Source organism: Mobiluncus mulieris (genome assembly GCF_014204735.1).
In the GTDB taxonomy this organism is placed as follows: Bacteria; Actinomycetota; Actinomycetes; order Actinomycetales; family Actinomycetaceae; genus Mobiluncus; species Mobiluncus mulieris.
Genome location: NZ_JACHMA010000001.1, coordinates 1,886,670 through 1,911,302, shown reverse-complemented (window position 1 = coordinate 1,911,302; position 24,633 = coordinate 1,886,670). Strand labels below are relative to the sequence as shown.

26 protein-coding genes are annotated in these 24,633 nt (G+C 54.4%); 14 read left to right on the top strand and 12 right to left on the bottom strand.

All coding sequences use genetic code 11. The features are described 5' to 3' along the window. Positions 1-39 precede the first annotated feature (39 nt). From F4555_RS08510 to F4555_RS08470, 9 genes are all read left to right on the top strand, one after another. Positions 40-447, top strand: coding sequence for a phage holin family protein (locus F4555_RS08510; protein ID WP_115325796.1), 408 nt, complete (start codon positions 40-42; stop codon positions 445-447). Beyond that, positions 444-779 carry a DUF3618 domain-containing protein gene (locus F4555_RS08505; protein WP_004013842.1) on the top strand — a complete coding sequence of 112 codons (336 nt, stop codon included), beginning with the start codon at positions 444-446 and terminating at the stop codon, positions 777-779. Before F4555_RS08510 ends, F4555_RS08505 begins: the two co-directional genes overlap by 4 nt. A 208-nt stretch (positions 780-987) precedes the next feature. Further along, complete coding sequence (locus F4555_RS08500; RefSeq protein ID WP_004017714.1) at positions 988-1,263, top strand: DUF3073 domain-containing protein; 276 nt, start codon at positions 988-990, stop codon at positions 1,261-1,263. Then, a complete protein-coding gene (locus F4555_RS08495; RefSeq protein ID WP_115325797.1) occupies positions 1,253-3,187 on the top strand; it encodes an amidophosphoribosyltransferase in 1,935 nt (644 codons plus the stop codon). Before F4555_RS08500 ends, F4555_RS08495 begins: the two co-directional genes overlap by 11 nt. Before the next feature lie 156 nt (positions 3,188-3,343). Beyond that, entirely contained in the window at positions 3,344-4,711 is a 1,368-nt protein-coding gene (locus tag F4555_RS08490; protein ID WP_115325798.1) for a phosphoribosylformylglycinamidine cyclo-ligase, read from the top strand. Positions 4,712-4,796: 85 nt separating this feature from the next. Then, a complete protein-coding gene (locus tag F4555_RS08485) occupies positions 4,797-5,090 on the top strand; it encodes a hypothetical protein (RefSeq protein WP_184076203.1) in 294 nt (97 codons plus the stop codon). A 1,116-nt stretch (positions 5,091-6,206) separates the two neighbouring features. Continuing rightward, a complete protein-coding gene (locus tag F4555_RS08480) occupies positions 6,207-7,790 on the top strand; it encodes a flagellin N-terminal helical domain-containing protein (RefSeq protein WP_218017283.1) in 1,584 nt (527 codons plus the stop codon). Between the two features lie 106 nt (positions 7,791-7,896). Then, positions 7,897-8,070 carry a hypothetical protein gene (locus F4555_RS08475; RefSeq protein WP_160151201.1) on the top strand — a complete coding sequence of 58 codons (174 nt, stop codon included), beginning with the start codon at positions 7,897-7,899 and terminating at the stop codon, positions 8,068-8,070. Between the two features lie 127 nt (positions 8,071-8,197). After that, the gene (locus tag F4555_RS08470) at positions 8,198-9,133 is read left to right on the top strand and encodes an Abi family protein (RefSeq protein WP_115325801.1); all 936 of its coding nucleotides are present in this window, start codon (positions 8,198-8,200) and stop codon (positions 9,131-9,133) included. A gap of 64 nt (positions 9,134-9,197) precedes the next feature. Here F4555_RS08470 and F4555_RS08465 read toward each other — a convergent pair whose 3' ends face one another. Beyond that, positions 9,198-9,476: a hypothetical protein gene (locus F4555_RS08465; RefSeq protein ID WP_160151202.1), complete on the bottom strand. Its 279-nt coding sequence runs from the start codon at positions 9,474-9,476 to the stop codon at positions 9,198-9,200. 289 nt (positions 9,477-9,765) lie between these two features. Continuing rightward, complete coding sequence (locus tag F4555_RS11460) at positions 9,766-11,283, bottom strand: flagellin N-terminal helical domain-containing protein (protein ID WP_304363288.1); 1,518 nt, start codon at positions 11,281-11,283, stop codon at positions 9,766-9,768. A 43-nt stretch (positions 11,284-11,326) separates the two neighbouring features. Here F4555_RS11460 and F4555_RS08455 point away from each other — a divergent pair, with 43 nt between their 5' ends. Further along, positions 11,327-11,623 carry an ATP-binding protein gene (locus tag F4555_RS08455; RefSeq protein WP_211587883.1) on the top strand — a complete coding sequence of 99 codons (297 nt, stop codon included), beginning with the start codon at positions 11,327-11,329 and terminating at the stop codon, positions 11,621-11,623. A 461-nt stretch (positions 11,624-12,084) separates the two neighbouring features. Here F4555_RS08455 and F4555_RS08450 read toward each other — a convergent pair whose 3' ends face one another. Next, on the bottom strand, positions 12,085-12,309 hold the full coding sequence (locus tag F4555_RS08450; RefSeq protein WP_036369775.1) for a hypothetical protein: 225 nt from the start codon (positions 12,307-12,309) through the stop codon (positions 12,085-12,087). Positions 12,310-12,536: 227 nt separating this feature from the next. Here F4555_RS08450 and F4555_RS11455 point away from each other — a divergent pair, with 227 nt between their 5' ends. Continuing rightward, complete coding sequence (locus F4555_RS11455; RefSeq protein ID WP_311768825.1) at positions 12,537-14,150, top strand: flagellin N-terminal helical domain-containing protein; 1,614 nt, start codon at positions 12,537-12,539, stop codon at positions 14,148-14,150. Between the two features lie 402 nt (positions 14,151-14,552). Here F4555_RS11455 and F4555_RS08440 read toward each other — a convergent pair whose 3' ends face one another. Beyond that, positions 14,553-15,377 carry a DUF3800 domain-containing protein gene (locus tag F4555_RS08440; protein ID WP_115325804.1) on the bottom strand — a complete coding sequence of 275 codons (825 nt, stop codon included), beginning with the start codon at positions 15,375-15,377 and terminating at the stop codon, positions 14,553-14,555. 423 nt (positions 15,378-15,800) lie between these two features. Between F4555_RS08440 and F4555_RS08435 the strand changes: the two genes are divergently transcribed. Beyond that, on the top strand, positions 15,801-15,995 hold the full coding sequence (locus tag F4555_RS08435) for a hypothetical protein (RefSeq protein WP_115325805.1): 195 nt from the start codon (positions 15,801-15,803) through the stop codon (positions 15,993-15,995). A gap of 1 nt (position 15,996) precedes the next feature. On the opposite strand, the gene F4555_RS08430 is transcribed toward F4555_RS08435, so the two are convergent. Then, the gene (locus F4555_RS08430) at positions 15,997-17,628 is read right to left on the bottom strand and encodes a flagellin N-terminal helical domain-containing protein (RefSeq protein WP_115325806.1); all 1,632 of its coding nucleotides are present in this window, start codon (positions 17,626-17,628) and stop codon (positions 15,997-15,999) included. 196 nt (positions 17,629-17,824) lie between these two features. On the opposite strand from F4555_RS08430, the gene F4555_RS08425 reads away from it, so the two are divergent. Continuing rightward, the gene (locus tag F4555_RS08425; protein ID WP_115325807.1) at positions 17,825-18,760 is read left to right on the top strand and encodes an Abi family protein; all 936 of its coding nucleotides are present in this window, start codon (positions 17,825-17,827) and stop codon (positions 18,758-18,760) included. 50 nt (positions 18,761-18,810) lie between these two features. Here the strand turns inward: F4555_RS08425 and F4555_RS08420 are convergent, their stop codons facing one another. The 4 genes from F4555_RS08420 to F4555_RS08405 all read right to left on the bottom strand — a co-directional run bounded on the left by F4555_RS08420 (position 18,811) and on the right by F4555_RS08405 (position 21,011). After that, entirely contained in the window at positions 18,811-19,176 is a 366-nt protein-coding gene (locus F4555_RS08420; RefSeq protein WP_211579634.1) for a type II toxin-antitoxin system PemK/MazF family toxin, read from the bottom strand. After that, positions 19,176-19,427, bottom strand: coding sequence for an AbrB/MazE/SpoVT family DNA-binding domain-containing protein (locus tag F4555_RS08415; protein WP_211579635.1), 252 nt, complete (start codon positions 19,425-19,427; stop codon positions 19,176-19,178). The genes F4555_RS08420 and F4555_RS08415 overlap by 1 nt, the downstream gene beginning before the upstream one ends. Before the next feature lie 142 nt (positions 19,428-19,569). Further along, entirely contained in the window at positions 19,570-20,361 is a 792-nt protein-coding gene (locus F4555_RS08410; protein WP_211587879.1) for a Fic family protein, read from the bottom strand. After that, the gene (locus F4555_RS08405) at positions 20,361-21,011 is read right to left on the bottom strand and encodes a hypothetical protein (protein ID WP_039885809.1); all 651 of its coding nucleotides are present in this window, start codon (positions 21,009-21,011) and stop codon (positions 20,361-20,363) included. The genes F4555_RS08410 and F4555_RS08405 overlap by 1 nt, the downstream gene beginning before the upstream one ends. Positions 21,012-21,051: 40 nt before the next feature. Between F4555_RS08405 and F4555_RS08400 the strand changes: the two genes are divergently transcribed. After that, the gene (locus tag F4555_RS08400) at positions 21,052-22,770 is read left to right on the top strand and encodes a flagellin N-terminal helical domain-containing protein (RefSeq protein ID WP_311768824.1); all 1,719 of its coding nucleotides are present in this window, start codon (positions 21,052-21,054) and stop codon (positions 22,768-22,770) included. A gap of 782 nt (positions 22,771-23,552) precedes the next feature. On the opposite strand, the gene F4555_RS08395 is transcribed toward F4555_RS08400, so the two are convergent. The 3 genes from F4555_RS08395 to F4555_RS08385 form a co-directional block, all read right to left on the bottom strand. Then, a complete protein-coding gene (locus tag F4555_RS08395; RefSeq protein ID WP_115325809.1) occupies positions 23,553-23,840 on the bottom strand; it encodes a type II toxin-antitoxin system RelE family toxin in 288 nt (95 codons plus the stop codon). After that, entirely contained in the window at positions 23,837-24,115 is a 279-nt protein-coding gene (gene relB, locus F4555_RS08390; protein WP_115325810.1) for a type II toxin-antitoxin system RelB family antitoxin, read from the bottom strand. The genes F4555_RS08395 and relB overlap by 4 nt, the downstream gene beginning before the upstream one ends. A gap of 237 nt (positions 24,116-24,352) precedes the next feature. After that, a complete protein-coding gene (locus F4555_RS08385; protein WP_211582021.1) occupies positions 24,353-24,631 on the bottom strand; it encodes a hypothetical protein in 279 nt (92 codons plus the stop codon). Positions 24,632-24,633: the final 2 nt, after the last annotated feature.

Here is a 24,633-nt window from a genome sequence, read left to right as displayed (position 1 = left end):
TGTATGATGGGATTACCTTAACTAATTAGGAGGAAATCTATGCCCGGAAGCCAAGGAAGCCTGGGGGAGCTATTCGCGCGGTTTACCACCCAGATTTCTAAACTATTCCGCGCGGAAATCGCATTGACCAAAGCTCAGGCCAAAGCCGCCGCACAGCGCTTCGCCGCCGCCGGCATCCTGCTGGTAGCGGCGCTGGTTTTAGCGCTATACATGTTGGGCTGGCTGATTCACGCTATGTTCCTCTCCTGGCAACTGGCAGTACCGCCCTGGGCAGCCGCCCTGTTGACCGCTGCCGTGTTAGCGGTTCTGGCGGTAATCCTGGGCGTGGCCGGATACGCGGCGTTGAAAAAGGCGCAACGCCACCTGCCCAATCCAACCGAAGGCGTGAAAACTGATGTGGGAATCATTAAATCCGCGTTTAAACCCACCACGGAGGAAGATCGATGACTGAAACAGAACAGGGTTCAACCCTTGGGAATACGGTGAATCCGGGGCAAGCACCTCATGAATCCGACTTTGGAACCGACCCCCAAACCATCGAGGCTCACATCCGCCAGGCACGTGAAGAAGTCGCCGCCACCGTCGACGAACTGGTCGACCGAATGCGCCCCGCGAACCAAGCCAAAGCCCTGAAAGACAAGGCGTTGGGGGTCGTGGACGCCGCGCGGGAAACCGTGGCGGACGCCATCGCCGGCGACGATGCGGCTCGCAAAAAAGTCGGTATCGCGGCCGGGGCTATCGCCGGATTGACCCTGTTGGCGCTGCGGCGGCGGCACTAAGAGTCAATCGGGGTTGGCTGAGGCCGACTGAGTCCGGTGGTCGAGATTGGTGATTGAGGCCGAAAGGCAGAGTCGGCGAACCAGACCAGGCGAACCAGACCAGAAAATAAAAGTGTCGACTAACTGGCATAAATAACGTTCAAGGCATAGACTAATACCAGACACTATGTCTCCAGTTATCGTCGTTTAGTGTGGAAGGACCAGGCAAATGGGCCGTGGCCGTCAGAAGGCTAAGCAAACGAAAGTAGCACGTCGCCTCAAATATGGGGGTCCCGAACCCGACCTCGAGGCGTTGGAACGTGAACTCTCCGGCAAGGGGCGTTTCCCCGAAGCACCCGAAGAGGATGACCCCTACGCGAAATACGCTGAACCGGATTACGACAAGTGGTCTGATTACGCCACAGATGACCCCTATGCGAAATACGCGGATTACGCGCACGACTTCGAGGACGAGGAATCTGACGGCTCGAAACATGGCGTTTGAATTCGGAGCTCTTGAGGTCGCGGCGGGCGTGAGTCTGCCGGAACTGCCGGTAAGCTCTGTGGGCTCAAAACCGGGATTGACGGGGCTGAAGCCCGGATTACCAAGGGAAACACCGTGCGAGGTGCCGGGGGCGGATTCCCCGATAAACCCCAGGCTGGCGACAGAGGGGACACAGCCCGGTAAATCGACGACGAACCTAGACGAACCCTGGAATCCTGGGGCGACACCGGAAGACGACTATCCCCGTGAAGAATGCGGGGTGTTTGGGGTGTGGGCGCCGGGCGAGGATGTCTCGCGCCTGGCATATTTCGGGTTGTATGCCCTGCAGCATCGCGGCCAAGAATCGGCGGGGATTGCGACTTCCGATGGTTCAAAGATTCTGGTTTTCAAGGATATGGGACTGGTGTCCCAGGTGTTTAGCGACCGGGATTTAGCGACTTTGACCGGTCATATTGCGGTGGGTCATGTGCGCTACGCCACGGCCGGGGCTTCGTCTTGGCGCAATGCGCAGCCCACCTTGGGTCCGACGGCTTTCGGTACGCTGGCTTTGGCGCATAACGGGAATCTGGTGAATGCGCGGGAGTTAGCGGCGCGAGTGGGGGTGGCGGCTGCGGGCCGGGCGGGTTCATTAGGTGCCAGTGGGGATTGTGGCGAGACGCGGGATTCCGGGATGGCACCTCGTGAAAACGAAACCACCGGAAAGCGAACCACGATACCCCAAGATTCAACTTCCGACACGATGCTGTTGACCAAGATAATAGGAGCGATTTCACACCACGTTGCCGGCGCTAGGGGTGGCGCGAGCCGCGAGGGCGGCGCGGGTTCATTAGGTGCCAGTGGGGATTGTGGCGAGACGCGGGATTCCGGGATGGCACCTCGTGAAAACGAAACCACCGGAACGAAAACCACGATACCCCACGATTCGGCCTCCGAAGTGAAACTGTTGGGGGTAATGCGCCGGGTTTTGCCTCAGTTGGACGGGGCGTATTCCTTGACTTTTATGGACGAAACCACGCTGTATGCGGCGCGTGACCCGCACGGGATTCGACCCCTGGTGTTGGGGCGGCTGGCGGCTGGTGAGGCCGGGTCGGCGGGCGCGGCTGGCGGCTGGGTGGTGGCCTCCGAGACGGCGGCGCTGGATATTGTGGGCGCGGCGTTTGTCCGCGAAATCGAGCCCGGCGAACTGTTGGCTATCAACGAAAACGGGGTGCACTCCGAGCGTTTCGCTCCGGCTCGGCCGGCGGGTTGCGTCTTTGAATACGTGTACTTGGCGCGCCCGGACACCCAGATTTCGGGGCGTTCGATTATTTCCGCGCGCCGCGAGATGGGGGCGGCTTTGGCTCGGGAAGACCGCGAGATGGGGGCGGTTCTAGCCGATATTGTGATGGCCACCCCGGATTCCGGAACCCCCGCCGCGATTGGATACGCCGAAGAATCCGGGATTCCATTCGTGCAAGGCCTGGTCAAGAACGCCTATGTGGGCAGGACTTTTATCCAACCAACCCAGACGATGCGCCAGATGGGGATTCGCCTGAAACTGAACCCGGTGCGCTCTGTGATCGAGGGCAAACGCCTGGTGGTTATCGATGATTCGATTGTGCGGGGCAATACTCAGCGTGCCGTGGTGCGGATGCTGCGCGAGGCCGGAGCCAGGGAAGTTCATATCCGGATTTCTTCGCCGCCGGTGCTGTGGCCATGTTTCTATGGGATTGACTTTGCCACCCGCGAGGAACTGATTGCCACCGAGCTGGGTGTGAGCGAGATTTGCCGTTCCTTGGGGGCGGATTCCCTGGCCTACCTGCGGTTCGAGGCGATGGTAACGGCGACTGGCCAACCGGAGGGCGCGCTGTGTACCGCGTGTTTTTCCGGGCGGTACCCGACCGGGATCCCCCAGGGCGCTGCGGTGCAGGGGGCGGAGCCCTGAGGGCGCCGCAGTTGCGGGGCGGAGGCATTGAGAAACGGCCATGATTGACTGTTTCTCAACCGAAGCACCCTAATCTAAAAACCAAGGCCGCAGCGCTTTGGAAAAAACCGTCGTCCCGGATGGCACCTCATGAATACGAAACAAAAGGAGTAAAAAATGACCACAAACCCGTACGCAAGCTCCGGAGTAGACGTGGACGCCGGGGACCGCGCGGTCGAGCTGATGAAGGCCGATGTGCGCGCAACCCAGGGGCTGGGGGTGCTGGACACGGCCGCAACCGGCGGTTTTGCGGGGCTGTTTGACCTGCAGTTCGCGACCCAGGGGATGCGTCGGCCGCTGTTGGCGACTTCGACTGACGGGGTGGGCACCAAAGTGGATTTGGCGCGACGGCTGGGAATCTGGGACACGGTGGGGATCGACTTGGTGGGGATGGTCGTGGATGACTTGACCTGCGCGGGGATTCGGCCGTTGTTCATGACGGATTATATTGCCTGCGGGCGGGTGGAGCCCAAGCGGATTGCGGCGCTGGTGCGCGGGGTGGCCAGAGCCTGTGAGGAAGTCGATTGTGCCTTGATAGCGGGGGAGACGGCGGAACACCCTGGGCTGTTGGGGGATGACGAGTTCGATATTGCCGGGGCTGCGACCGGTGTGGTGGACGAGCGGCGGCTGCTGGGTCCGGCGCGGGTGTGCGCGGGGGATGTGCTGGTTGGTTTTGCCTCGAGTGGGTTGCATTCTAACGGGTATTCGCTGGTGCGCCGGATTGTGGCCGAGGCTGGTTTGGACTGGGGGGCGCCGGTACCGGCGGGGGTGTGTCCCCCGGCGGGTTCTCCGTTTTCGGGTGGTGGCGGTTTGCCGGGTGGTGCTGGTGGTGGCGCTGGTGGTGGTGCTGGTTCATTAGGCGCTAATTCATTAGGTGCTAGCCGGGGTGGCGGCGTTGGTGCGGCCGCCGGCCGCACCAACGCCGCCCCGGCCGCTCCCGACCGCGACGCGGTCGGGGCGGCCTCCCGCCCCTATACCCTGGGTTTGGCCTGTCTGGAACCGACGCGTTTGTATTCACGTCTGTGCCTGGAGCTGGAAAACCAAGGTGGCGAGGCCGCGTGGTATGCCGGCGATTTTTCCCAGGATTTGGACGGGAACCGCACCCACGCTTTCGCCCATGTCACGGGCGGTGGCTTGGCGGCGAACCTGGCGCGGGTGATTCCCGCCGGTTTGCACGCAGTGGTGGATCGTGGTTCGTGGCCGGTGCCGGGGATTTTCAAGTTCCTAATGTCCGCCGGGGGCTTGCAACCCGTCGAGGTCGAGGATGCCTGGAACCTTGGTATAGGCATGGTGGTGGCGGTTCACCCGGATTTCGTGCCGACGACTCATGAAGCCGCTGCCGCTCACGGCATCGAGAGTTTCACCATCGGCCGCGTGACCGACCAGCCGCCCGCATCAGCCCAGGTGACGGGCGCGCGCACCGTGTCCGGCACGAAGGGTATCGTGGCGGGTGCGGTTACGCTGCACGGCTCGTATTGCGTGTGACTTCATGAGCCGCGTCGCGCTACAAAGTCGCATATCGGTGTTCATGAGGTGCTCCCGAGTTCCACAGCTTTAGTGTGTCTGGTTTGTGACAGAATCAGGAAAATTTGGGGGTAGCGCGAAGGGCCTTGTGACGGAACCAGGAAAATTTGGGGGTAGCTCGGAGGGGTTTGTGACAAAATCAGGAAATTTTGGGGGTAGCTCGGAGGGGTTTGTGACAAAATCAGGAAAATTTGGGGGTAGCATGGAGGGGTTTGTGACAAAATCAGGAGATTTTGGGGGTAGCTCGGAGGGGTTTGTGACAAAATCAGGAAAATTTGGGGGTAGCATGGAGGGGTTTGTGACAAAATCAGGAAAATTCAACACAGGGTGGCCGATTTAGTTCATGGTCGAGGCGATTTTTCCTGAATTCGTCACAGCCGGGTACAAATATTGCCGCCAGGCTCAGAAATTGCTGCGATGTTTCGACAATTTGAGATTGCGGTGTCGTTAACAGCAACCTAAAACCTAAAACCTAAAATCCTCTAAATCCCGGACGTCAGGATGCCAAAAGCACTAACAAAAACTTGTCTACCAGCATAAACACCAAAAACACGCCATATGCTACGTAATTGTGGAAGTCGGATCAAGCGCTGAAGCCGCAACCGTGCGGTGAAGTTGCTCATCGGTGTTCATGAGGTGCTTGTTTTTTTGGCGGCTTCCGGTCGGTCGGCTCGGCTAGGCTCCCGGTGGGGTCCCGCTCTGTTTCTCTAAGCAACGGTGTTGCTAAGAGAAACTACGAGCACCCACAGGTCGCTACGCCGGCCGACGCTTCCCGTTTTGCCGCCGGTGCTCCTGCGGGGCGTTTGCTCCTTACAAAACGTTCAAGGTTGTGTTTTGTCAAGTTAATTTGAGCTATTTCGTCACTTAAAAGTGAGCTATTTTGGCGGCTTACGGTCGGTCGGCTCGGCTAGGCTCCCGGTGGGGTCCCGCTCTGTTTTTCTAAGCAACGGTGTTGCTAAGAGAAACTACGAGCACCCACAGATCGCTACGCCGGCCGACACTTCCCGTTTCGCCGCCGGTGCTCCTGCGGGGTGCTTGTGTCCTAAAGGGTGGCCGGGATTAGCTGTTTTAGGCGGTACTGCTTGGGTGCCGAGGTCGCAACCGCGCGGGTGTTTCGCTGGAATCGTGGGCTGGTTGTGGTCATGGACACATAGTGTCAACTTGTGTTGACGAGCGGTCTCGCTGTAAACCCGTGACCATGGGTTATGCCCACAGCGAACAGGGGGTAACCTGCTTATGTGTCCACATAAAAAGCCGAGCCTCCCGGGGACACGCCCGGCCGGTGAGTAAAGTTTTGCTCGAATTTACGCAGAAATCATGTACAATAATTTTTCGTTGGGAATTTTTCCTAATGTTTCCTATCGGAGCCCCGATAGGAGTGATTGTCAGGCAGGAAGCCTGGCGCAGGACATCCAGCCAGCAAGTGGCTGGTTGGTTACAATCAGGAGGATTAAAAATGTCTTTATCCATTAACCAAAACATTATGGCTATGAATAGCTACCGTAACTTGAGTGTTACCCAGGGGGGATTGGCGAAATCCCTGGAGAAGCTTTCCTCGGGTTTCCGGATTAACCGGGCGGCTGATGACGCGGCTGGCCTGGCTATTTCCGAGGGCTTGCGTTCCCAGGTTGGCGGTAACCGCCAGGCCGTGCGCAACGCCCAGGACGGGATTTCTTTGGTGCAAACCGCTGAAGGCGCTTTGAACGAAGTCCACTCCATCTTGCAGCGTATGCGCGTGCTAGCGGTACAGGGTGCGACCGACTCGAACAGCCCTGATGCGCGTGCGAACATTAATACTGAGCTCAGCCAGCTGCAACAAGAACTTGACCGTATTGGTAAGGTTACTAACTTCAACGGCACTAATCTTTTGGACGGGTCAGCCTCCGGCAACCAGGCTCTGAAATTCCAGGTTGGCGCTAACGGCACCGAAAACGACCGTATCACAGTTGATCTGAAAGACTGCGATGTCACCCATGTCGCTAAGTTTAATATTGAAGCTCCGGTTAGTAAGGTGGCGAAGGCTTCGGCTGATGGTCTAACAAAGGGTAAATACACGCTTAACATTGAGGGTAAAACCCTTGAGTTCGAGCTTAAGGACGGAAAACTCACTAAGGCTGATATTTCCAAGGCTTTAGAAGATGCTATGAAAAAAGCCAATTTTGAGGGCTATATTGCCGGTGGGGATCAAGAAGTCACTAACGCTGCACCAGTTGAGCTTAGCAAGAAACCAGCAGCGGGGACTTACAAGTTCACCATTGGCGGTGTTGAGCACACGCTTGACGTAAAAGCAGGGGATGCCGAACAGTCATCTATTATTGACCGCATTAACGCTCAATTGAAGGGTACCGGGTATGACCTCACCTATGATAAGGCGACTAAGCTGATTACTCTTAAAGCAGATGATAATGTCAAGGATGTTCAGAAAGACTTCAAGCTTGAGGTTCCCGCGACTGTTGTTGACACAACAGGAGCTGCTGGCCCCAAGACTGCCACCGTATTTGAAGGTAAAATTGGTATTAATCATGGTAAGGGCTTCAAGTTTGAAGTAGAAGATGGGAAGATTACGTTCTCTCGTGCTGATGGCAAAAACATGGAAGTGAAGCTTGATCACTCTATGGTGAAGGCGGCTGATGCAGCACCTGGTACTGGGGATAAAGCTGTAGAGTTGAAAGCCCTCACTTCTACCGGTGCCGTACTTGCTAACGTTAGTGATTACACGGAGAATGTGACTAATGCGTACTTGACGGTGAAGGATCACGACTCCGCGCAAAAGCTGATTGATGTTTTGGATGGAAAGATTCGTTCCGTGTCTACGGCTCGTTCTAATCTGGGTGCTATTCAGAACCGGTTCGAACACACGATTACGAACTTGAATGTGGCGGTGGAGAATCTGGCCGCTTCCGAGTCTCGTATTCGCGATACGGATATGGCTCAAGAGATGATGCAGTTCACCAGGAACCAGATTCTGTCCCAGGCCGGTACCTCGATGTTGGCTCAGGCTAACCAGGTTCCCCAGGGCGTCCTCTCCTTGCTGCGCTAGTCTCGAACGTGTAACGTTTCCTGGTTTCCAACCAGGACATAATCGAATACGTAAGGAATCCCCCGCACGCGCGGGGGATTCCCCACTTTTTAGCATCCCGCGACTGGTGACCCCCAACAGCCACGGCAATGGCCAAGCCCGCCATCACGGCAAGCACCTCGTGAACCCCGAAACCACGCCGCAGTCCATCATTCGAGACATCCCACCACCCGAGATAAAGAGCCAGTATCCCCGGCCAGCACCTCCTGAACCCGCCCCCACTGCCGCACTGCGAACTTGAATCCAGGCGTGTTGCTTAAAACAGGCAAGGCGGGTAAAATGAGAGAGGTAGATTCCCGGCCGGCCTCTAGTTCGTAAGGACAATGCACAAATGGCCGGGGCCTGTTTTTTCAAACTGAGGGAAACTGATGGCGAAACCCTGGCTCGACTACACTCAACAAGTCGAGCTGCTGGCCTCTCGGGGCATGGAAATCGCGGATATCAACCAGGCCGTCAATTTCCTGTCCAAAGTGGGATACTACCGGTTTTCGGGGTATTTCCGCTACTGGCAGACAGACCCTCTTCGCGGCGATAATTCTTTCCGCGCCGGAACCGGCTTCGACACGGTTCGCAACCTGTACGAAGCGGAACAGGAGCTGGCCATAGTCTGCGATGACATTCTGCATCCCTTAGAAGTCTTGTTGCGAACCCGTTTCGCCCATTATTACGGCAAACTTGTTGGGGAACAGGGTTGCTTTGTGGTTGGGAAGGGTTTCACGCCCGCGCCCAATCTAAAGGACAAGCGGATTGAGGACTATATCCTGTATAACCTCAATCGCAGCAAAGAAAAATCTATAGCGCACTACCGTAGCGAGAATGCCCACGCGCCCTACGATGCCGAGGCCTATAGCCAAATGCCTATCTGGGTGGCAGTAGAAGTACTCCCCCTGGGTACTCTGACTCGTATGATTGAGGCCTCCAAGGAATCCGGGGTTTTGGTGGCGATGGCGGATTCGATGAATACTTCGCCTGCCAGGTTGCCCAGTCAAGTGCGTTCCTTTGTCTACCTGCGTAATCGTATTGCGCATTGTTCCCGGCTGTGGAATCACTCGGTTTTGGATGTTCCCGGTTTGCTGGCGAAAACCGAGCGGCGTATCAAGCGTGACCGCAAGTTTACTAATCATTCGGTTTACAAGGTTTTCGCCGCCATGAGTGATGTTGCCACCCGGGCGGGGCTGCAGTGCGAGACGGCGGAGTGGCTAGAAACAAAAATCAACCCGATTCTGGACGCTAACACGCTGCTGGCTGCCGGGATTTGCGAACCGCGCAAATACGGGCAATTCTCCCAGGATTTTCATGGTTAGATTTTCGCGGCTAAATCTTCGCGGTTGCACATTCACGGGTAACGGTCGCGATTGTGTACCTGGGTTAGGCGAGTCGTTCGATACGCATAGTGGGTTCCATCAAACACCCCAGGACTAGATCCGTGGGGTTAATGCCCATTAATTGTGTTTTTAATTCGGTTTTTTGGTTGGTGTTATGCGGGAAAGTCGGGGTGTCTAAGCTTTTTGGGCTTAGCGGGTTGGGTTTTTCTTGTTTTTCAGGTTTGGTGCTTGCCGGGGTGGCGGGTTGCGGCGTGGTTTCGGGGTTCACGAGGTGTTGGCCGGGGTGGCGGGCTTGGCCATTGTCGTGGCTGTTGGGGGTCACCAGTCCCGGGAAAAGCTAAAACCCTGTGACTTGCACAAACCGAAAACTTACCAGATAAAAAGTGTCCGTTTTTTGGGGGGTAAAATGCGGGGAACCCCGCCAGGGGCGGGGTTCCCACGAGTATTGAGTTTTCGGCTTGGTTTCCGTGGGCGTTTTTGGGTAACACCAGGGTTATTCTGGGCGGTTACCCGGTTTACACGGCCAGGGAAACCAAGCACCCGGTACAACCAAGAAACTAGGCTTCCAGGATTACGCAGCCAGGGAAACCAGGCTGTTAGTTTGGCTATGACTAGCGTAGGAGGGAGAGGACGCCCTGGGGAACCTGGTTGGCCTGAGCCAGCATCGAGGTACCGGCCTGGGACAGAATCTGGTTCCTGGTGAACTGCATCATCTCTTGAGCCATATCCGTATCGCGAATACGAGACTCAGACGCAGCCAGATTCTCCACCGCCACATTCAAGTTCGTAATCGTGTGCTCGAACCGGTTCTGAATAGCACCCAGGTTAGCACGAGCCGTAGACACCGACTGAATCTTAGTATCCAACACGCGAATCAGTTCCTGCGCGGATTCGTGATCCTTCACCGTCAAAGCGGTTGCAATCGGATTATCCTTAACCAGTTCCTTACCAGGAGTACCATCAAGCGCAGTTTTCAAGTCCTTACCGTAAGCAGTCAGACCCTTATCAGTAGCCGGATTCTTAGTAAGGTCTGTTCCTAGTTCCATGAAAGCGTGGGCGTTATCAACGTTAATGGCCTTGCCATCTGTACGGGTAAAGGATACCTTCGAGTTTGCAACATCGAACTCGTAGTCGCCACCAGAGTTAACCCCGACAGTCTTATCCTTGATAAGGTTTTTCTCTTTGGCGCCCGCAGCATCAGTCACAAGCTCAACAGACACTGCCTTAAGGGTTTCATCTTGGGCTTTTACGGTAAATTTCCCACCATTTTGGGAAACCTTGTACTTACCATGCAAGTCTTGACTTGCTTGAATTGCGGCGTCCAGCTTCTGAGCGATATCCTCAGCGTTGTCGTTTTTGCCTCCTTCTGTGGAGACTTCAAACTTATGGGATCCAATGGTAAGAGTGTATTTACCCGCTAGGGTTTTGTCAGTGTTGGCTTCCAGCGCCTTATCGCCTGTTACCTCAGCGGTAATACCCTTGATATGGCCACTAACACCGGACTTTGCAAGAGCATCTGCGAAGTTTTTCTTCACAGCGTCATTGTCAGCTCCACCTTTGAATTCGATGTATTTGCCACCAACATCTAGTCTGTAAGTCTTGCCGTTAGCAGCGGCTGCTGTTGTTTCAACCTTGTAGACCTGGCTTTCTTTGACTACGGTTTTGAAGTCAGAGAGCTTGGTGATGTCGGCATCTTTGAAGTCAACCACGATACGGTCATTGATGGTTCCGTTAGCGCCAACCTGGAATTTAAGCGCGTTACCACCAGAAGCGGTGCCATCGAGCAGTTTGGTGCCGTTGAAGTTAGTGACGTTACCGATACGCTCTAGTTCGTCGCGTAGCTGATTTAACTCGGTGTTAACATTGTCACGAGCCGGAGCAGAGTTCGAATCGTTAGCCCCCTGTACTGCCAGCTCGCGCATACGCTGCAGAATACTGTGAACTTCGTTCAAAGCGCCTTCAGCGGTTTGGATGACGGAGATACCGTCTTGGGTGTTGCGCACGGCCTGACGGTTACCACGAACCTGGGAGCGCAAGCCCTCGGAAATGGCCAACCCAGCCGCGTCATCAGCCGCGCGGTTGATACGGAAACCCGAGGAAAGCTTCTCCAGGGATTTCGCCAATCCCACTAACACCCCCTGACCAGGCGTTTTATATCCGTAACCCTGAAGAATGCCGTGCCCCTATCTTGAACTCGCTACCATCGCGAAGACCGGGCTAATCATCATCGATGAACTCGGCTACCTACCAATAGATAAAGAAGGAGCCCGACTACTCTACCAAGTCATAGCCAACGCCTACGAAAACCAATCCATCATCTATACCTCTAACCTGGAATTCTCCAGGTGGGGAACCGTTCTCGGCGATACCCAAATGGCTGCCGCCATCATCGACCGTACCGTGCACCACGGCAGAATCCTCCGCTTCGCAGGAACCTCCTATCGCATCACGCACGCCACAATGAAATAACACTAAACAATAACAAACAATAACAAACAATAACAAACACACGAACGAAAGGAACTGCTGAAACAGCTCAAAAACAACCGCCAAAATAGCTCACTTTTAAGTGACGAAATAGCTCAAATTAACTTGACAAAACACAACGAATGCCTGCTCGCAGCTGCTATGCGCTGTTCCCCATCCGAGGGGTGTTGCCTGGATTGAGAGCCTGGAGCCAGCGCCCTTTTAGCCGCATTGTGCTGTTAAAGCTGACCCATGCTGCGTCCGCCGCGAAGCAGTGGGTAGGCAACGCTGGCCTCTCTGCGGAAGTTGCAGATTTTCAGGAACGGATGGGTTGTCCACAACATGCACCGCAACCGGCTTTGGAAAAGAAGACAAGGCCTCTCCTGCTATTACCTCGTCGTAGTCCTCGGGAGAAGAATTCTCAAACCAATCTGCGAGAGCCTGTGGGGACATCGCTTTCTGCCTCATGATTTCCTCCTAATAAACTTGTTACGGGCTTTCATAGCGTGAATCACAGCCTGGCCACGAACAACCCCAATTTCCAGTAAATTACCAGCGCAATCCGGTCCGATGCGCATATCGAATTCTTCTTCCATACGGAAGACAAGCACACAATTTTGCAACGCATGAAGCATGTCTTCTGGCTTGACGCCATGCTTAAGGGCGCTTGGCCAGACTTCGTACTCCACACGTCAATTTTAGTGAATAATGCCCAGAACGTAAAGACAGCGGCGTACCTTATGTTTTTTGAGCGCGAGGGCGGCGTGGTGCCTCGTATAGTTTGAGCGCGAAAATGGGGCGGGTTCATGAGGTGACAGCCGGGGTGGCGGACTTGGCGGGTTGCGGTTTGGTTTCGGGTTCACGAGGTGCCAGCCGGGGTGTCTGGCTTTGTTTGTAATGGTGGTCTTGCCGGGTAGTGGTAGCGTGGGTTTCGATTCTGGGGATGCTGCGCCCGCTAATTCACCCAACCGGGATGTGTAAAATGCCTGGTCAGGGGGTGTTAGGGGGATTGGCGAAATCCCTGGAGAAGCTTTCCTCGGGTTTCCGGATTAACCGCGCGGCTGATGACGCGGCTGGCCTGGCTATTTCCGAGGGCTTGCGTTCCCAGGTTGGCGGTAACCGCCAAGCCGTGCGTAACGCCCAGGATGGCATCTCGGTTATCCAGACCGCTGAAGGCGCGTTGAACGAAGTCCACAGTATTTTGCAGCGTATGCGCGTGCTCGCCGTCCAGGGTGCTAACGATTCGAACGACTCGAAGTCTCGCGGTAATATTAATGCTGAGTTGAAGCAGCTGCGTTCTGAGTTGGATCGTATCGGTAACGTCACCAACTTTAATGGTACTAAACTGTTGGATGGTTCTGCTTCTGGTTCTAGTGCGATGCGTTTCCAGGTAGGTGCTAACGGGACAAACAATGACCGTATCGTCGTTGATCTTAAAGATGCTGATGTGACGAAAATTGCGCAGTTCGGTGGTAAAGCTGAAATCAGTAACGTAAAGAGCGGGGAAACTGCACAGCTAGACAAAGGAAAGTATAAGCTGCATATTGAAGGCAAAGTGCTCGACATAGATTTATCGGGCGCTAAGGCTGCAAAGGCAACAGAAGCGGAAGTTACCTCTGCTGTTGAGAAGGCCATTAAAGATTCCGGGTTTAACGGCTACATCGGTAAGCCTGTGCCTTCCGTGACTTCTGAAGCACTCGCTAACGTAGATGCTAACACTTCTTTGAAGGACACTACATTTACTTTGAAGATTGGCGATAACAGTGTCAGCTATAAAGTAACAGATGACAGCGGCACTGTTGAAGAAGCGATTGACATGCTACAAGCACAGCTCAAGGAAAAAGGACTGGATACAAAGTACCAAATTGGGATTGAAAAGACCGGTGCTAACAAGGGTAAGGTCACAGTTAAGACTCTTGATGAAAACTCGCCTCAGGCGAAAGTTAGCCTCACTGTAGATAAAGAGACCGTGAAGGTTGGTGCTGCTGCTAACAAGAATCTCCTCGAAGGGAAGATTGGTGCCCCTGCTGGCAATGGTATCAAGTTTAGTGCTGACGGTGGGAAGCTAAAGATTGAACGCGTTGATGGTAAGAACCTTGACATTGATCTCGAGCACTCCCTCTCTAAAGCCAACGCGGATCCTGGTAAACCAGGCACAGATGTCCCTTTTGCTACTATAGTGAAGGCTGATGCTAATGGCGGAAACTACGTGTCAAAGGATGTTAACTACTTGACCGTGGAGGATCATGATTCTGCTCAGAATCTGATTAACGTGTTGGATGACAAGATTAATTCGGTGTCTACGGCTCGCGCTAACCTGGGTGCTATTCAGAACCGGTTCGAGCACACGATTACGAACTTGAATGTGGCGGTGGAGAATCTGGCTGCGTCTGAGTCTCGTATTCGTGATACGGATATGGCTCAGGAGATGATGCAGTTCACCAGGAACCAGATTCTGTCCCAGGCCGGTACTTCTATGCTGGCTCAGGCTAACCAGGTTCCCCAGGGCGTCCTCTCCTTGCTGCGCTAGTAATCGGGCTAACAATAGCCTGGTTAGCGTGGTTTCCCTGGCTGCGTAAGCCGGGTAACCGCCCAGAATAACCCTGGTGTTACCCCATGAAACCCACGGAAACCAAGCCGAAAATTCAATACTCGTGGGAACCCCGCCTCTGGCGGGGTTCCCCGCGTTTTATCCCCAAAAAAACGGGCACTTTTTATCTGGTGAGTTTTCGGTTTGTGCAAGTCACAGGGTTTTAGCTTTTCCCGGGACTGGTGACCCCCAACAGCCACGGCAATGGCCAAGCCCGCCACCTCGGCCAACACCTCGTGAACCCCGAAACCACGCCGCAACCCGCCACGCCCGCCACCCCGGCCAGCACCTCATGAACCCGCCCCTACTTTCACGCCCAGTAAGCGTAAAACGCGTTGAAGGCTAGTCGCTTGCAGAATAACAGGTAGCGTAGTTTCCTAAGTATTCCGGGAAAATATCTCTTGCGCCACCGGTGCTGGAACGTATCTTTGACTTCGCGCTTGTGACCTGCGCCAGGCGGTCACCGAAATATTTCACCGCCCACTTGTACTCGGCGAAGTCAGGGTCATACTTGTAGGCCGCGATTCTTCCCAAAACTGCGCAAATCCAGTCTGCGCACTGTACTGTTTGATAAAAATGGCTTTCCACTTCCATCGGAGGCTCAATGAGCTTTGTGGCGTTTTCACTGCTAAACATGAAAGCCGCCGCACTAGCAAAAATCTCTAGGCGTTCGCGCTCGCCTTGCTTGTCTAACACAAGCAACAGATTCTCGCCATCTGGCAGACTCCAATTCACCCGTTGAATCAGCTGTCTCATTGCATGGTCGTAACGATGAGCATTAGTCTCTTTCACTTGACCGGGCGTGCCACGAAGTTTCTCCTGCCCGTAAAACACCACCTGGGCACCGAGCTGTTTTAGCTTATTGATAACCCGGAAGATTATTTTCCGGGTTTCAGGGTAGTTTTCAATATTTCTGGTGGTAAGCAACGCGGAACCTTTTTTCTCCCATCTCTCCACACGTTTGCCCTGCGATGTAACTTTGGCGCTGATTTCCTCACGTAGCCCGTTTTCCTTTATAGCACGGAACGCTCCGGAAAGCTTCCGAACGTTTTCTGCCGGAATTACGAAACCGCCGAGGCCAAACACGGGATGGGTCTTATAGGAATCGTCATAGCGTGCGACGTATGCGCCGTTGTGGCCAAATTCGTCAAAATAGCCGACGTACATGCTACCCTTTCCAGTGAGAACACGAAAGCCCGCATAACTGCGGGCTTCGGAAGTGGAGCACCGAAGTGCGTCCACATTCAGAATATCAATTTTGAAGCCTGGAAATCAATCCCCCGGCATACCTCACATATATCGAGCGCGGCATACTCCAGGTTGCTTTACCGTGAAAGTGGGGGCGGGTTCACGAGGTGCCAGCTGCAGTGGCGGGCTTGGCCATTGCCGTGGCTGTCGGGGGTCACCAGTCCCGGGAAAAGCTAAAACCCTGTGACTTGCACAAACCGAAAACTTAATAAACCGAAAACCCACCAGATGGCGTGTTTTCGTTTTTGGCTTAGTGCAGAATGGTTTTAGCAGTCGGGCGGCAGATTGCGGCCACGACGACTGTTAGGCCACGCAGGGGTTCATGGAAGCATACGTGCCCTGGTGACTCACCGGGTTGCGGTTTTGTTTCGGGTTCACGAGGCGACAGTCGGGGTGGCGGGCGTGGCCATTGCCGTGGCTGTTGGGGGTCACCAGTCGCGGGATGCTAAAACGTGGGGAATCCCCCGCGCGTGCGGGGGATTCCTTACGTATTCGATTATGTCCTGGTTGGAAACCAGAAAACGCTATGCTACCTAGACTAGCGCAGGAGGGAGAGCACGCCCTGGGGAACCTGGTTAGCCTGAGCCAACATCGAGGTACCGGCCTGGGACAGAATCTGGTTCCTGGTGAACTGCATCATCTCTTGAGCCATATCCGTGTCACGAACACGAGACTCAGACGCAGCCAGATTCTCCACCGCCACATTCAAGTTCGTAATCGTGTGCTCGAACCGGTTCTGCACCGCACCCAGATTAGAACGAGCCGTAGACACAGACTGAATCTTCTGATCAAGAACACGAATCAGATTCTGAGCAGTATCGTGATCCTTCACAGTAAGGGAATTCACCTGAGACTTGGTAGTCAGTTTCGTTCCGTTCGCGTCAACGCTAGCTACCCCATCCTTGTACTCCGAGAAAGCATTGAGATCAAGGTGCTTATCATCAGTACCTGGGGTAGCGCCAAGCTCAGTCAGAGAATGTGCCAAATCCACATCCATATTCTTACCATCAGCACGCGCAAACGTAATCTTCTTACCATCAACAGCGAACTCGAAGCCCTTACCGGATGCGAACCCGACTTTACCCTTCATCGCTTCCGCAGCGGCTTTCGCATCACCTGTCGCGGTAGTGGTCAGCGCAAAGTCAACCTGGGTATTCTTTACGGACTCGCCAGCCACGAGCTTTATTTTCTTCCCATTTTCTACAAGCTTGTAATCAGCACCTTTTCTCTTTAAATCTTCATTCAAACCCTCGACAATAGAATGAAGATCGGCACCTGTTTTCCCAGCGGCCGCATCGTACTTGTATTCCTTGTTGTTAATAGTCAGAGTATAAGTACCTGCGGATGCTTTAGTGGCATCATCCACGTCTTTCATATCAAATTCTGCTGTTTCAGCAGAACCGCCCCTGATATAGCCTTCGAAGTTGGCTTCCTGCAATCCCTTCTGCAAGGCATCTGTAACATCTGCGTCTGTAGGATTCGCCTTCGCACTCAAGTCAATTGTTATGGTTTTGCCTTCAATATTGAGAAGGTACTTCTTCTGGCCAAGCTCTGCTGTTTGAGCGGCACGAGCGTTGCTGACCTCTTGTTCCTGCCTGAACTGCGAAATCTTGGTCACGTCCGCGTCCTTCAAGTCTACGGTGATGCGGTTGTTTTGATCCCCGTTGGCTCCGACCTGGAACTTTAGAGCACCCGGCCCGGAAGCGGAACCGTCCAACAGCTGGGTGCCGTTGAAGTTAGTGACGTTACCGATACGCTCCAATTCATCGCGCAGCTGGTTTAGCTCGGTATCAATATTGTTACGAGCCTCAGGGCTGTTGGAGTCAGTGGCACCCTGTACGGCGAGCACGCGCATACGCTGCAAAATACTGTGAACCTCGTTCAAAGCACCCTCAGCGGTTTGAACCAAAGAAATCCCGTCCTGGGCGTTACGCACGGCCTGGCGGTTACCGCCAACCTGGGTACGCAGACCCTCGGAAATAGCCAGGCCAGCCGCGTCATCAGCCGCCCGGTTAATCCGGAAACCCGAGGAAAGCTTCTCCAGGGATTTCGCCAATCCCACTAACACCCCCTGACCAGGCATTTTACACATCCCGGTTGGGTGAACTAGCAGGCGCAGCATCCCCAGAATCGACACCCACCCGCTACCACTACCCGGCAAGACCACCATTACAAACAAAACCAGACACCCCGGCAGGCACCTCGTGAACCCGTCCCCACTGCCGCACTGCGAACTTGAATCCAGGCGTGTTGCTTAAAACAGGCAAGGCGGGTAAAATAAAAGAGGTAGATCCCCGGTCGGCCTCTAGTTCGTAAGGACAATGCACAAATGGCCGGGGCCTGTTTTTTCAAACTGAGGGAAACTGATGGCGAAACCCTGGCTCGACTACACTCAACAAGTCGAGCTGCTGGCCTCTCGGGGCATGGAAATCGCGGATATCAACCAGGCCGTCAATTTCCTGTCCAAAGTGGGATACTACCGGTTTTCGGGGTATTTCCGCTACTGGCAGACAGACCCTCTTCGCGGCGATAATTCTTTCCGCGCCGGAACCGGCTTCGACACGGTTCGCAACCTGTACGAAGCGGAACAGGAGCTGGCCATAGTCTGCGATGACATTCTGCATCCCTTAGAAGTCTTGTTGCGAACCCGTTTCGCTCACTATTACGGCAAACTTGTTGGGGAACAGGGTTGCTTTGTGGTTGGGAAGGGTTTCACGCCCGCGCCCAATCTAAAGGACAAGCGGATTGAGGACTATATCCTGTATAACCTCAATCGCAGCAAAGAAAAATCTATAGCGCACTACCGTAGCGAGAATGCCCACGCGCCCTACGATGCCGAGGCCTATAGCCAAATGCCTATCTGGGTGGCAGTAGAAGTACTCCCCCTGGGTACTCTGACTCGTATGATTGAGGCCTCCAAGGAATCCGGGGTTTTGGTGGCGATGGCGGATTCGATGAATACTTCGCCTGCCAGGTTGCCCAGTCAAGTGCGTTCCTTTGTCTACCTGCGTAATCGTATTGCGCATTGTTCCCGGCTGTGGAATCACTCGGTTTTGGATGTTCCCGGTTTGCTGGCGAAAACCGAGCGGCGTATCAAGCGTGACCGCAAGTTTACTAATCATTCGGTTTACAAGGTTTTCGCAGCCATGAGTGATGTTGCCACCCGGGCGGGGCTCTGGCGCGAGACGGCGGAGTGGCTGGAAACAAAAATCAACCCGATTCTGGACGCTAACACGCTGCTGGCCGCCGGGATTTGTGAACCGCGCAAATACGGGCAATTCTTCCACGATTTTCACGGCTAGATGTTCGCGGCTGCACATTCACGGTTAACGGTCGCGATTGTGTACCCGGGTTAGGCGAGTCGTTCGATACGCATAGTGGGTTCCATCAAACAACCCAGGACTAGATTCGTGATACGCTCCAAGGCTTCGTCCCCGAGTTGTCCGGCTTTGGTGGCATGACGGTACTCCAAATCCAAGGATTTCAACTGTTCGATTTCAGCCCAACCCTGGATCAGATTCCCGTCCTCAGTTTCGATCCTGCCCACGTTTACGTGCAGGGGATACTCGCGTCTACTGGTAATCGGCACCACCATCACCAGGTTGTTATACCGGTTGTAACTGTCATTACTGACAACCACCGCCGGGCGGCGTTTGCACTGCTCATGGCCACTAGACGGGTCAAAATCCAACCAGACTACATCACCGTAGTGAAACATCACAGAGCCTCACGTCCGCGAGCATCCGCAAACCCGTCTTCACAGGGGGGTAAACCTTGGTAGCCGGCAAAAAGCGCCTCGAAATCCGGGATTGTCACCGTCCGGGTGTGCAGCGGTTGTAGGCTTATCGCCCCATTTTGAATCCGAACCTCAAGTTCATCACCCAATGCCACCCCAAACTGTTCCAGCACTGACTTCGGCAGACGCACTGCTTGACTGTTACCCCACCGGGCTAAACGTGTCACCACCATAGCAAAACCACCTCCTGTATATATAAAGTATAGCCCACATGAGGGTAACCCCGGCTCAAGTTCGTAGTGCGTTAGTGGGGGCGGGTTCACGAGGCGCTTGCCCCGTGGCGCGGGCGGTTCGCGGGTAGTGGTGGTGTTGAAGTCAGTCACTGGCATCCAAGTCTTCGCCGTTATCGCTGTTTTTGCGATATGCCCGGTCGCACACCGCATACAAAAAATCCGCATAACACGCCAGGTTCCCACTGCGGAACATTCCCCGCAAGGCCTCGTTATAGGCATCCTTGTCCGAGGCACGAATCAACACGCAATCATAGCCGTGACTCATCAGTACGCCGTCCATCATGTATCTGGCGGTACGTTTGTTCCCGTCCATGTACACCTGGGCATAGGACATGAAAGCCGCGTAGTTGATTGCGCGTTCCACGGGGTCGTCTATAGAAGTGATGCGGGGCAGCATCCATTTTATTGCTTGGCGCATTTCGTCTTTCGTGTATCCGATATAATGGTCGCCGTTCCCGAGCGTGACTACGGCTCCGCGCCCGTCTTGGTTGACTTTAGATAAGTATCTGGGAACACCGGGGACTATCACTACGTGTTGGGAAAGCAAGAGGTTGTAGGCGTTTGATTCTTCCAGGTCAAGGCGGAACGTGCCGGTGGATACCCTGTCTATGAGTCTGGTTGAGGCATCGTCTAAGTCTATGATTTGTTGGATTTCTTCTTCCCGGTGTCCAGGCGGGATTTCATTTTCAAGCAGGGAACGAACCTCGGGCAGGGTAAAGGTGTTGCCTTCAAGGTGGGCGGTAGCGAAAATGTGGTTGGGTCTGGCGGCCGCATACCTGTACACCGCCCTGTCAACGCTGGATGCTGGCCAGTGTCCGGTGTCGTAGTGGGCGAATTTTAGCTGGTCAGGCGGTAGGGCTTTGTAATCACTCATCAGGCTGCTTTCGCTTGTATACTTAGGTCGAAAGTGTGCAGAATTTGACTGTGTTCCAGCAGACGCAGGAATTTTCGGGGGTTTTCACTGTAGAAATCTGGGGTTGGCCGCCAAGGCGGGGTGACTTCTTCCATACCCCGCGCAATAAGCATTTTTCCCAGTTCGGCGTATAACGCCGTAGGGTGAGCACTACCAGCCCGATTCGCTATCACTAGGTACAGTTCTTTCCTGGTAAGAGTATCTATCACTGGCGGTATTCGACGGACTTCGTGTCGATAGTCTTTGCGCAGGTAGAGGATTTTCCGGGCGGTGGTGAAAGTTTCTCGGGTCATACCACTGGGCGTGATGCTATCGGCAAAGATTGCGGCTTGCTCGCATGCCAGCCCATCTTGGACAAGGTGGGGCTGGGTACGGGTTTGCCAGGCGGCACCGGCGGCGTTGATGCGGTATGCCTGGCATAAAGCGGCGGTTTTCAGTTCTGGAGGCAGAGGCGCGTCACGCCGGGTAATCAGTTGCACTATGTCCCAGGTGCCATCGGAGTTGGTGGGCTTTGGCATTTGCCCACGAGCCACATAGGCACGCCAAGTAGCTGGCTTGACATGGTAGAGGTCTGCCGCTTCGGTGATAGTCAATTGCCCTAGTTGCGCCACCCCACCATTGTACAGCAGAAAAGCTGTAAAATGGGGTGGTATGTGTTCAAGTTCGCAGTGCGGCAGCGGGGGCGGGTTCACGAGGTGCCAGCCGGGGTGTCTGGCTTTGTTTGTAATGGCGGTCTTGCCGGGTAGTGGTAGCGGGTGGGTGTCGATTCTGGGGATGCTGCGCCTACTATTCCACCCAACCGGGATGTGTAAAATGCCTGGTCAGGGGGTGTTAGTGGGATTGGCGAAATCCCTGGAGAAGCTTTCCTCGGGTTTCCGTATCAACCGCGCGGCTGATGACGCGGCTGGCCTGGCTATTTCCGAGGGCTTGCGTTCCCAGGTTGGTGGTAACCGCCAGGCCGTGCGTAACGCCCAAGACGGGATTTCTTTGGTGCAGACTGCTGAGGGCGCTTTGAACGAGGTTCACAGTATTCTGCAGCGTATGCGCGTGCTAGCGGTACAGGGTGCAAACGACTCGAACTCTGATGCGGCACGTAAAAATATCAATACTGAGCTCAACCAGCTACAACAAGAACTTGACCGTATTGGTAAAGTTACTAACTTCAACGGAACTAGCCTCTTGAATGGTTCCGCCTCCGGTACCAAGGCTCTGAGATTCCAGGTAGGTGCTAACGGCGATGACGACAACCGTATCACAGTTGACCTGAAAGACTGCGACGTGACCGCTATAGCTAAATTCAGTAAACCAACCGGTAAGTCTAGTAATGTTTACTCGGCCACTACCGGTGAAGCTATTGGCCAGGATAAGTATGTTCTCGACTTTGAAGGCAAGAAGGTTGAACTGGATTTCACGGCGGCTGCTCCTAAAGACGCAAAAGAACTCCGGAACAAGCTTGCGGCGGCTCTCAAAGCTGCTGGCGTATCCGGTTATGTTGATGGTGGTGAGGTAAAGGCCACCGCTGACGCAGCGGTCGATGTTAAGGAAGATGCCGTAAAGGCTAAGAAATGGAAACTCACCATAGATGGTGTTTCCATAGACTACACAACGGAAGAAAATCACGCCACCAAGGAAGTGGTCGCTCAGAAACTGGATGCTTTGATTGCGACAAAACCCGAGCTAAAGGACAAGTATCATGTCACCTATGATAAAGCTAAAGGGTTCACAGTTGAGGCATTGGGTGATGCTAAGAACACCCAGGTAACGGTTAAGTTTGAAACCGAAGCTCTGGCTGGCGGTGGTGCAGCCGTGGGAACTTTTATGGACGATACTATTGGCTTGAATACTAAGGGTGACTTCAAGTTTACGGTTGGCGATGACAAGAAAATTACCATTGCGCGTGCCGATGGTGAAGCCATCAATCTTGATTTGGATCACGCATTCTCCAAGGCTGTGAAAACGGCTGCTGCTGCTACGGCAAGTGACGCTATCGTCTCATTTGATGCCTACGATAAGGGTGGGAAGAAGCTGAAACAAGATGAATACCTGGCACCTGCAGGTGATGCTAGTGTCCTTACAGTGATGAGTCATGCTAAAGCGCAAGAGCTGATTACCTTGCTCGACGCGAAGATTGGTTCCGTGTCTACTGCTCGTTCTAATATTGGTGCTATTCAGAACCGGTTCGAGCACACGATTACGAACTTGAATGTGGCGGTGGAGAATCTGGCTGCGTCTGAGTCTCGTATCCGTGATACGGATATGGCTCAAGAGATGATGCAGTTCACCAGGAACCAGATTCTGTCCCAGGCTGGTACCTCGATGTTGGCTCAGGCTAACCAGGTTCCCCAGGGCGTCCTCTCCCTGCTGCGCTAGTCACAATCGGGCTAACCTGGATACCGTGGTTTCCCTGGTTGTGTAATCTTCCTTGGAAGCCTAGTTCCCGAGGTTGTACCGGGTGCGTGGTTTCCCTGGCCGTGTAAGCCGGGTAACCGCCCAGAATAACCCTGGTGTTACCCCATGAAACCCACGGAAACCTGGTGTTACCCAAAAACGCCCACGGAAGCCAAGGCCAAAACTTAATACGTGTGGGAACCCCGCCTCTGGCGGGGTTCCCCGCGTTTTACCCCCAAAAAAAACGGGCACTTTTCATCTGGTGAGTTTTCGGTTTGTGCAAGTCACAGGGTTTTAGCTTTTCCCGGGACTGGTGACCCCCGACAGCCACGACAATGGCCAAGCCCGCCACCCCGGCTGGCACCTCATGAGCCCGCCCACGCGCAGCCCGGTGAGTCACCAGGGCACGTATGCTTCCATGAACCCCTGCGTGGCCTAACAGTTGTCGTGGCCGCAATCTGCCGCCCGACTGCTAAAACCATTCTGCACTAAGCCAAAAACGAAAACACGCCATCTGGTGAGTTTTCGGTTTGTGCAAGTCACAGGGTTTTAGCTTTTCCCGGGACTGGTGACCCCCCGACAGCCACGGCAATGGCCACGCCCGCCACCCCGGCTGGCACCTCATGAACCCGCCCCCAGAAACAGTGTTATCCGCTAGCGACGGGTAGACGTATCGACATGTCGGCGTGTTGGCATCCTTCTGTAAACCCCAGTCTTGCCAGCCGCTAATGCGAGTCCACTAGACCAGGGCAGGCTTACAAGAATCAACTGGAATCTTGGTTCCGGCTCGCACGATACACGTTCGAGCGGTGCTCAACCCTCAACACCAGCACCATCAGTTCCGCATCATCTAGCCGGCATACAATCCGGTAGTCACCCACCCGGTAACGCCAAAGCCCCGCGAGGTTCCCTGTCAGGGCTTTACCTTTAACTCGCGGGTTTTCCGCTGCGGCTATCCACCGTATCGCATCCCTGATGTTGCGCGCCACGCGCGCGTCTGCTTTACGCAACCACCTGTCAACGGCACGGGACAAGATGACTTTTCGTGTCATTGAATCTGCCTGGATATAGCCGGGTCTACTGGCGTGTTGTAAAACCCTAAATCCTGTTCCAGTTGCTCCAAAGAAATCGTGTCTTCCTTGCCGGTACGGATTGCTTCCAAGGTCTGCAGCGCTTCCACGCCCAGGTAGTAGTCCTCCAGGTCATCGAGGTATTCTTGGGCGGCCTCGCGCAGCAAATCAGCCTCGGATCGTTGAGTTTTTTCGCTGGCCCATTCCAGACGTGCCTTATCCTCGGCCGACAGCTCCACACTCAAAACTTCGCTCACACATCGATTTTATCCCAGCCATTCAACGAAACCAAGAGATCGGCATGCCCTTCGCGGGGCGCGCGTGAGCGGGTTCACGAGGTGCCAGCCGGGATGTCTGGCTTAGTTTACAGTGGCGGACAGCCTTACCATGCAGCGGTAACGGGGCGTTCTTAATCCTTAAACGATGCACCTACTTTCACGGTCAACATGCGAAAAGTACGCTAATCTCTTGGTTTTTTGGATGGTATAAAACCATCAGGGCGCGGTGAAAACTCTTGTGAGCACGGCACCAACCAGTTCACCGGGGGTGGTGTTTTCCTCTTTAGCCCGACTTGCTATAACGCGTTGAGTCTCTAGAGGTATCTGGACAGGAATCGTAACACCGCCAGACCTCATCGAAGGCGGTGACCCGTCAATCACCTCACCCACCGAATATTCCCCCGGGGGAAATTCTCCTCGCGCGTAATACGACTCCAAACGCTCCATCATCTCATCGGTCATTACCTGACCGTTTACCGCCACAAAATCCGCCATGA

Excerpts from the sequence above, each read along its gene's own strand:
- F4555_RS08510 (WP_115325796.1), top strand. The coding sequence starts at position 40 with ATGCCCGGAAGCCAAGGAAGCCTGGGGGAGCTATTCGCGCGGTTTACC.
- F4555_RS08505 (WP_004013842.1), top strand. The coding sequence starts at position 444 with ATGACTGAAACAGAACAGGGTTCAACCCTTGGGAATACGGTGAATCCG.
- F4555_RS08500 (WP_004017714.1), top strand. The coding sequence starts at position 988 with ATGGGCCGTGGCCGTCAGAAGGCTAAGCAAACGAAAGTAGCACGTCGC.
- F4555_RS08495 (WP_115325797.1), top strand. The coding sequence starts at position 1,253 with ATGGCGTTTGAATTCGGAGCTCTTGAGGTCGCGGCGGGCGTGAGTCTG.
- F4555_RS08490 (WP_115325798.1), top strand. The coding sequence starts at position 3,344 with ATGACCACAAACCCGTACGCAAGCTCCGGAGTAGACGTGGACGCCGGG.
- F4555_RS08480 (WP_218017283.1), top strand. The coding sequence starts at position 6,207 with ATGTCTTTATCCATTAACCAAAACATTATGGCTATGAATAGCTACCGT.
- F4555_RS08470 (WP_115325801.1), top strand. The coding sequence starts at position 8,198 with ATGGCGAAACCCTGGCTCGACTACACTCAACAAGTCGAGCTGCTGGCC.
- F4555_RS08455 (WP_211587883.1), top strand. The coding sequence starts at position 11,327 with ATGCCGTGCCCCTATCTTGAACTCGCTACCATCGCGAAGACCGGGCTA.
- F4555_RS08440 (WP_115325804.1), bottom strand. The coding sequence starts at position 15,377 with ATGTACGTCGGCTATTTTGACGAATTTGGCCACAACGGCGCATACGTC.
- F4555_RS08430 (WP_115325806.1), bottom strand. The coding sequence starts at position 17,628 with ATGGTGGTCTTGCCGGGTAGTGGTAGCGGGTGGGTGTCGATTCTGGGG.
- F4555_RS08425 (WP_115325807.1), top strand. The coding sequence starts at position 17,825 with ATGGCGAAACCCTGGCTCGACTACACTCAACAAGTCGAGCTGCTGGCC.
- F4555_RS08420 (WP_211579634.1), bottom strand. The coding sequence starts at position 19,176 with ATGTTTCACTACGGTGATGTAGTCTGGTTGGATTTTGACCCGTCTAGT.
- F4555_RS08415 (WP_211579635.1), bottom strand. The coding sequence starts at position 19,427 with ATGGTGGTGACACGTTTAGCCCGGTGGGGTAACAGTCAAGCAGTGCGT.
- F4555_RS08410 (WP_211587879.1), bottom strand. The coding sequence starts at position 20,361 with ATGAGTGATTACAAAGCCCTACCGCCTGACCAGCTAAAATTCGCCCAC.
- F4555_RS08400 (WP_311768824.1), top strand. The coding sequence starts at position 21,052 with ATGTGTTCAAGTTCGCAGTGCGGCAGCGGGGGCGGGTTCACGAGGTGC.
- F4555_RS08395 (WP_115325809.1), bottom strand. The coding sequence starts at position 23,840 with ATGACACGAAAAGTCATCTTGTCCCGTGCCGTTGACAGGTGGTTGCGT.
- F4555_RS08385 (WP_211582021.1), bottom strand. The coding sequence starts at position 24,631 with ATGGCGGATTTTGTGGCGGTAAACGGTCAGGTAATGACCGATGAGATG.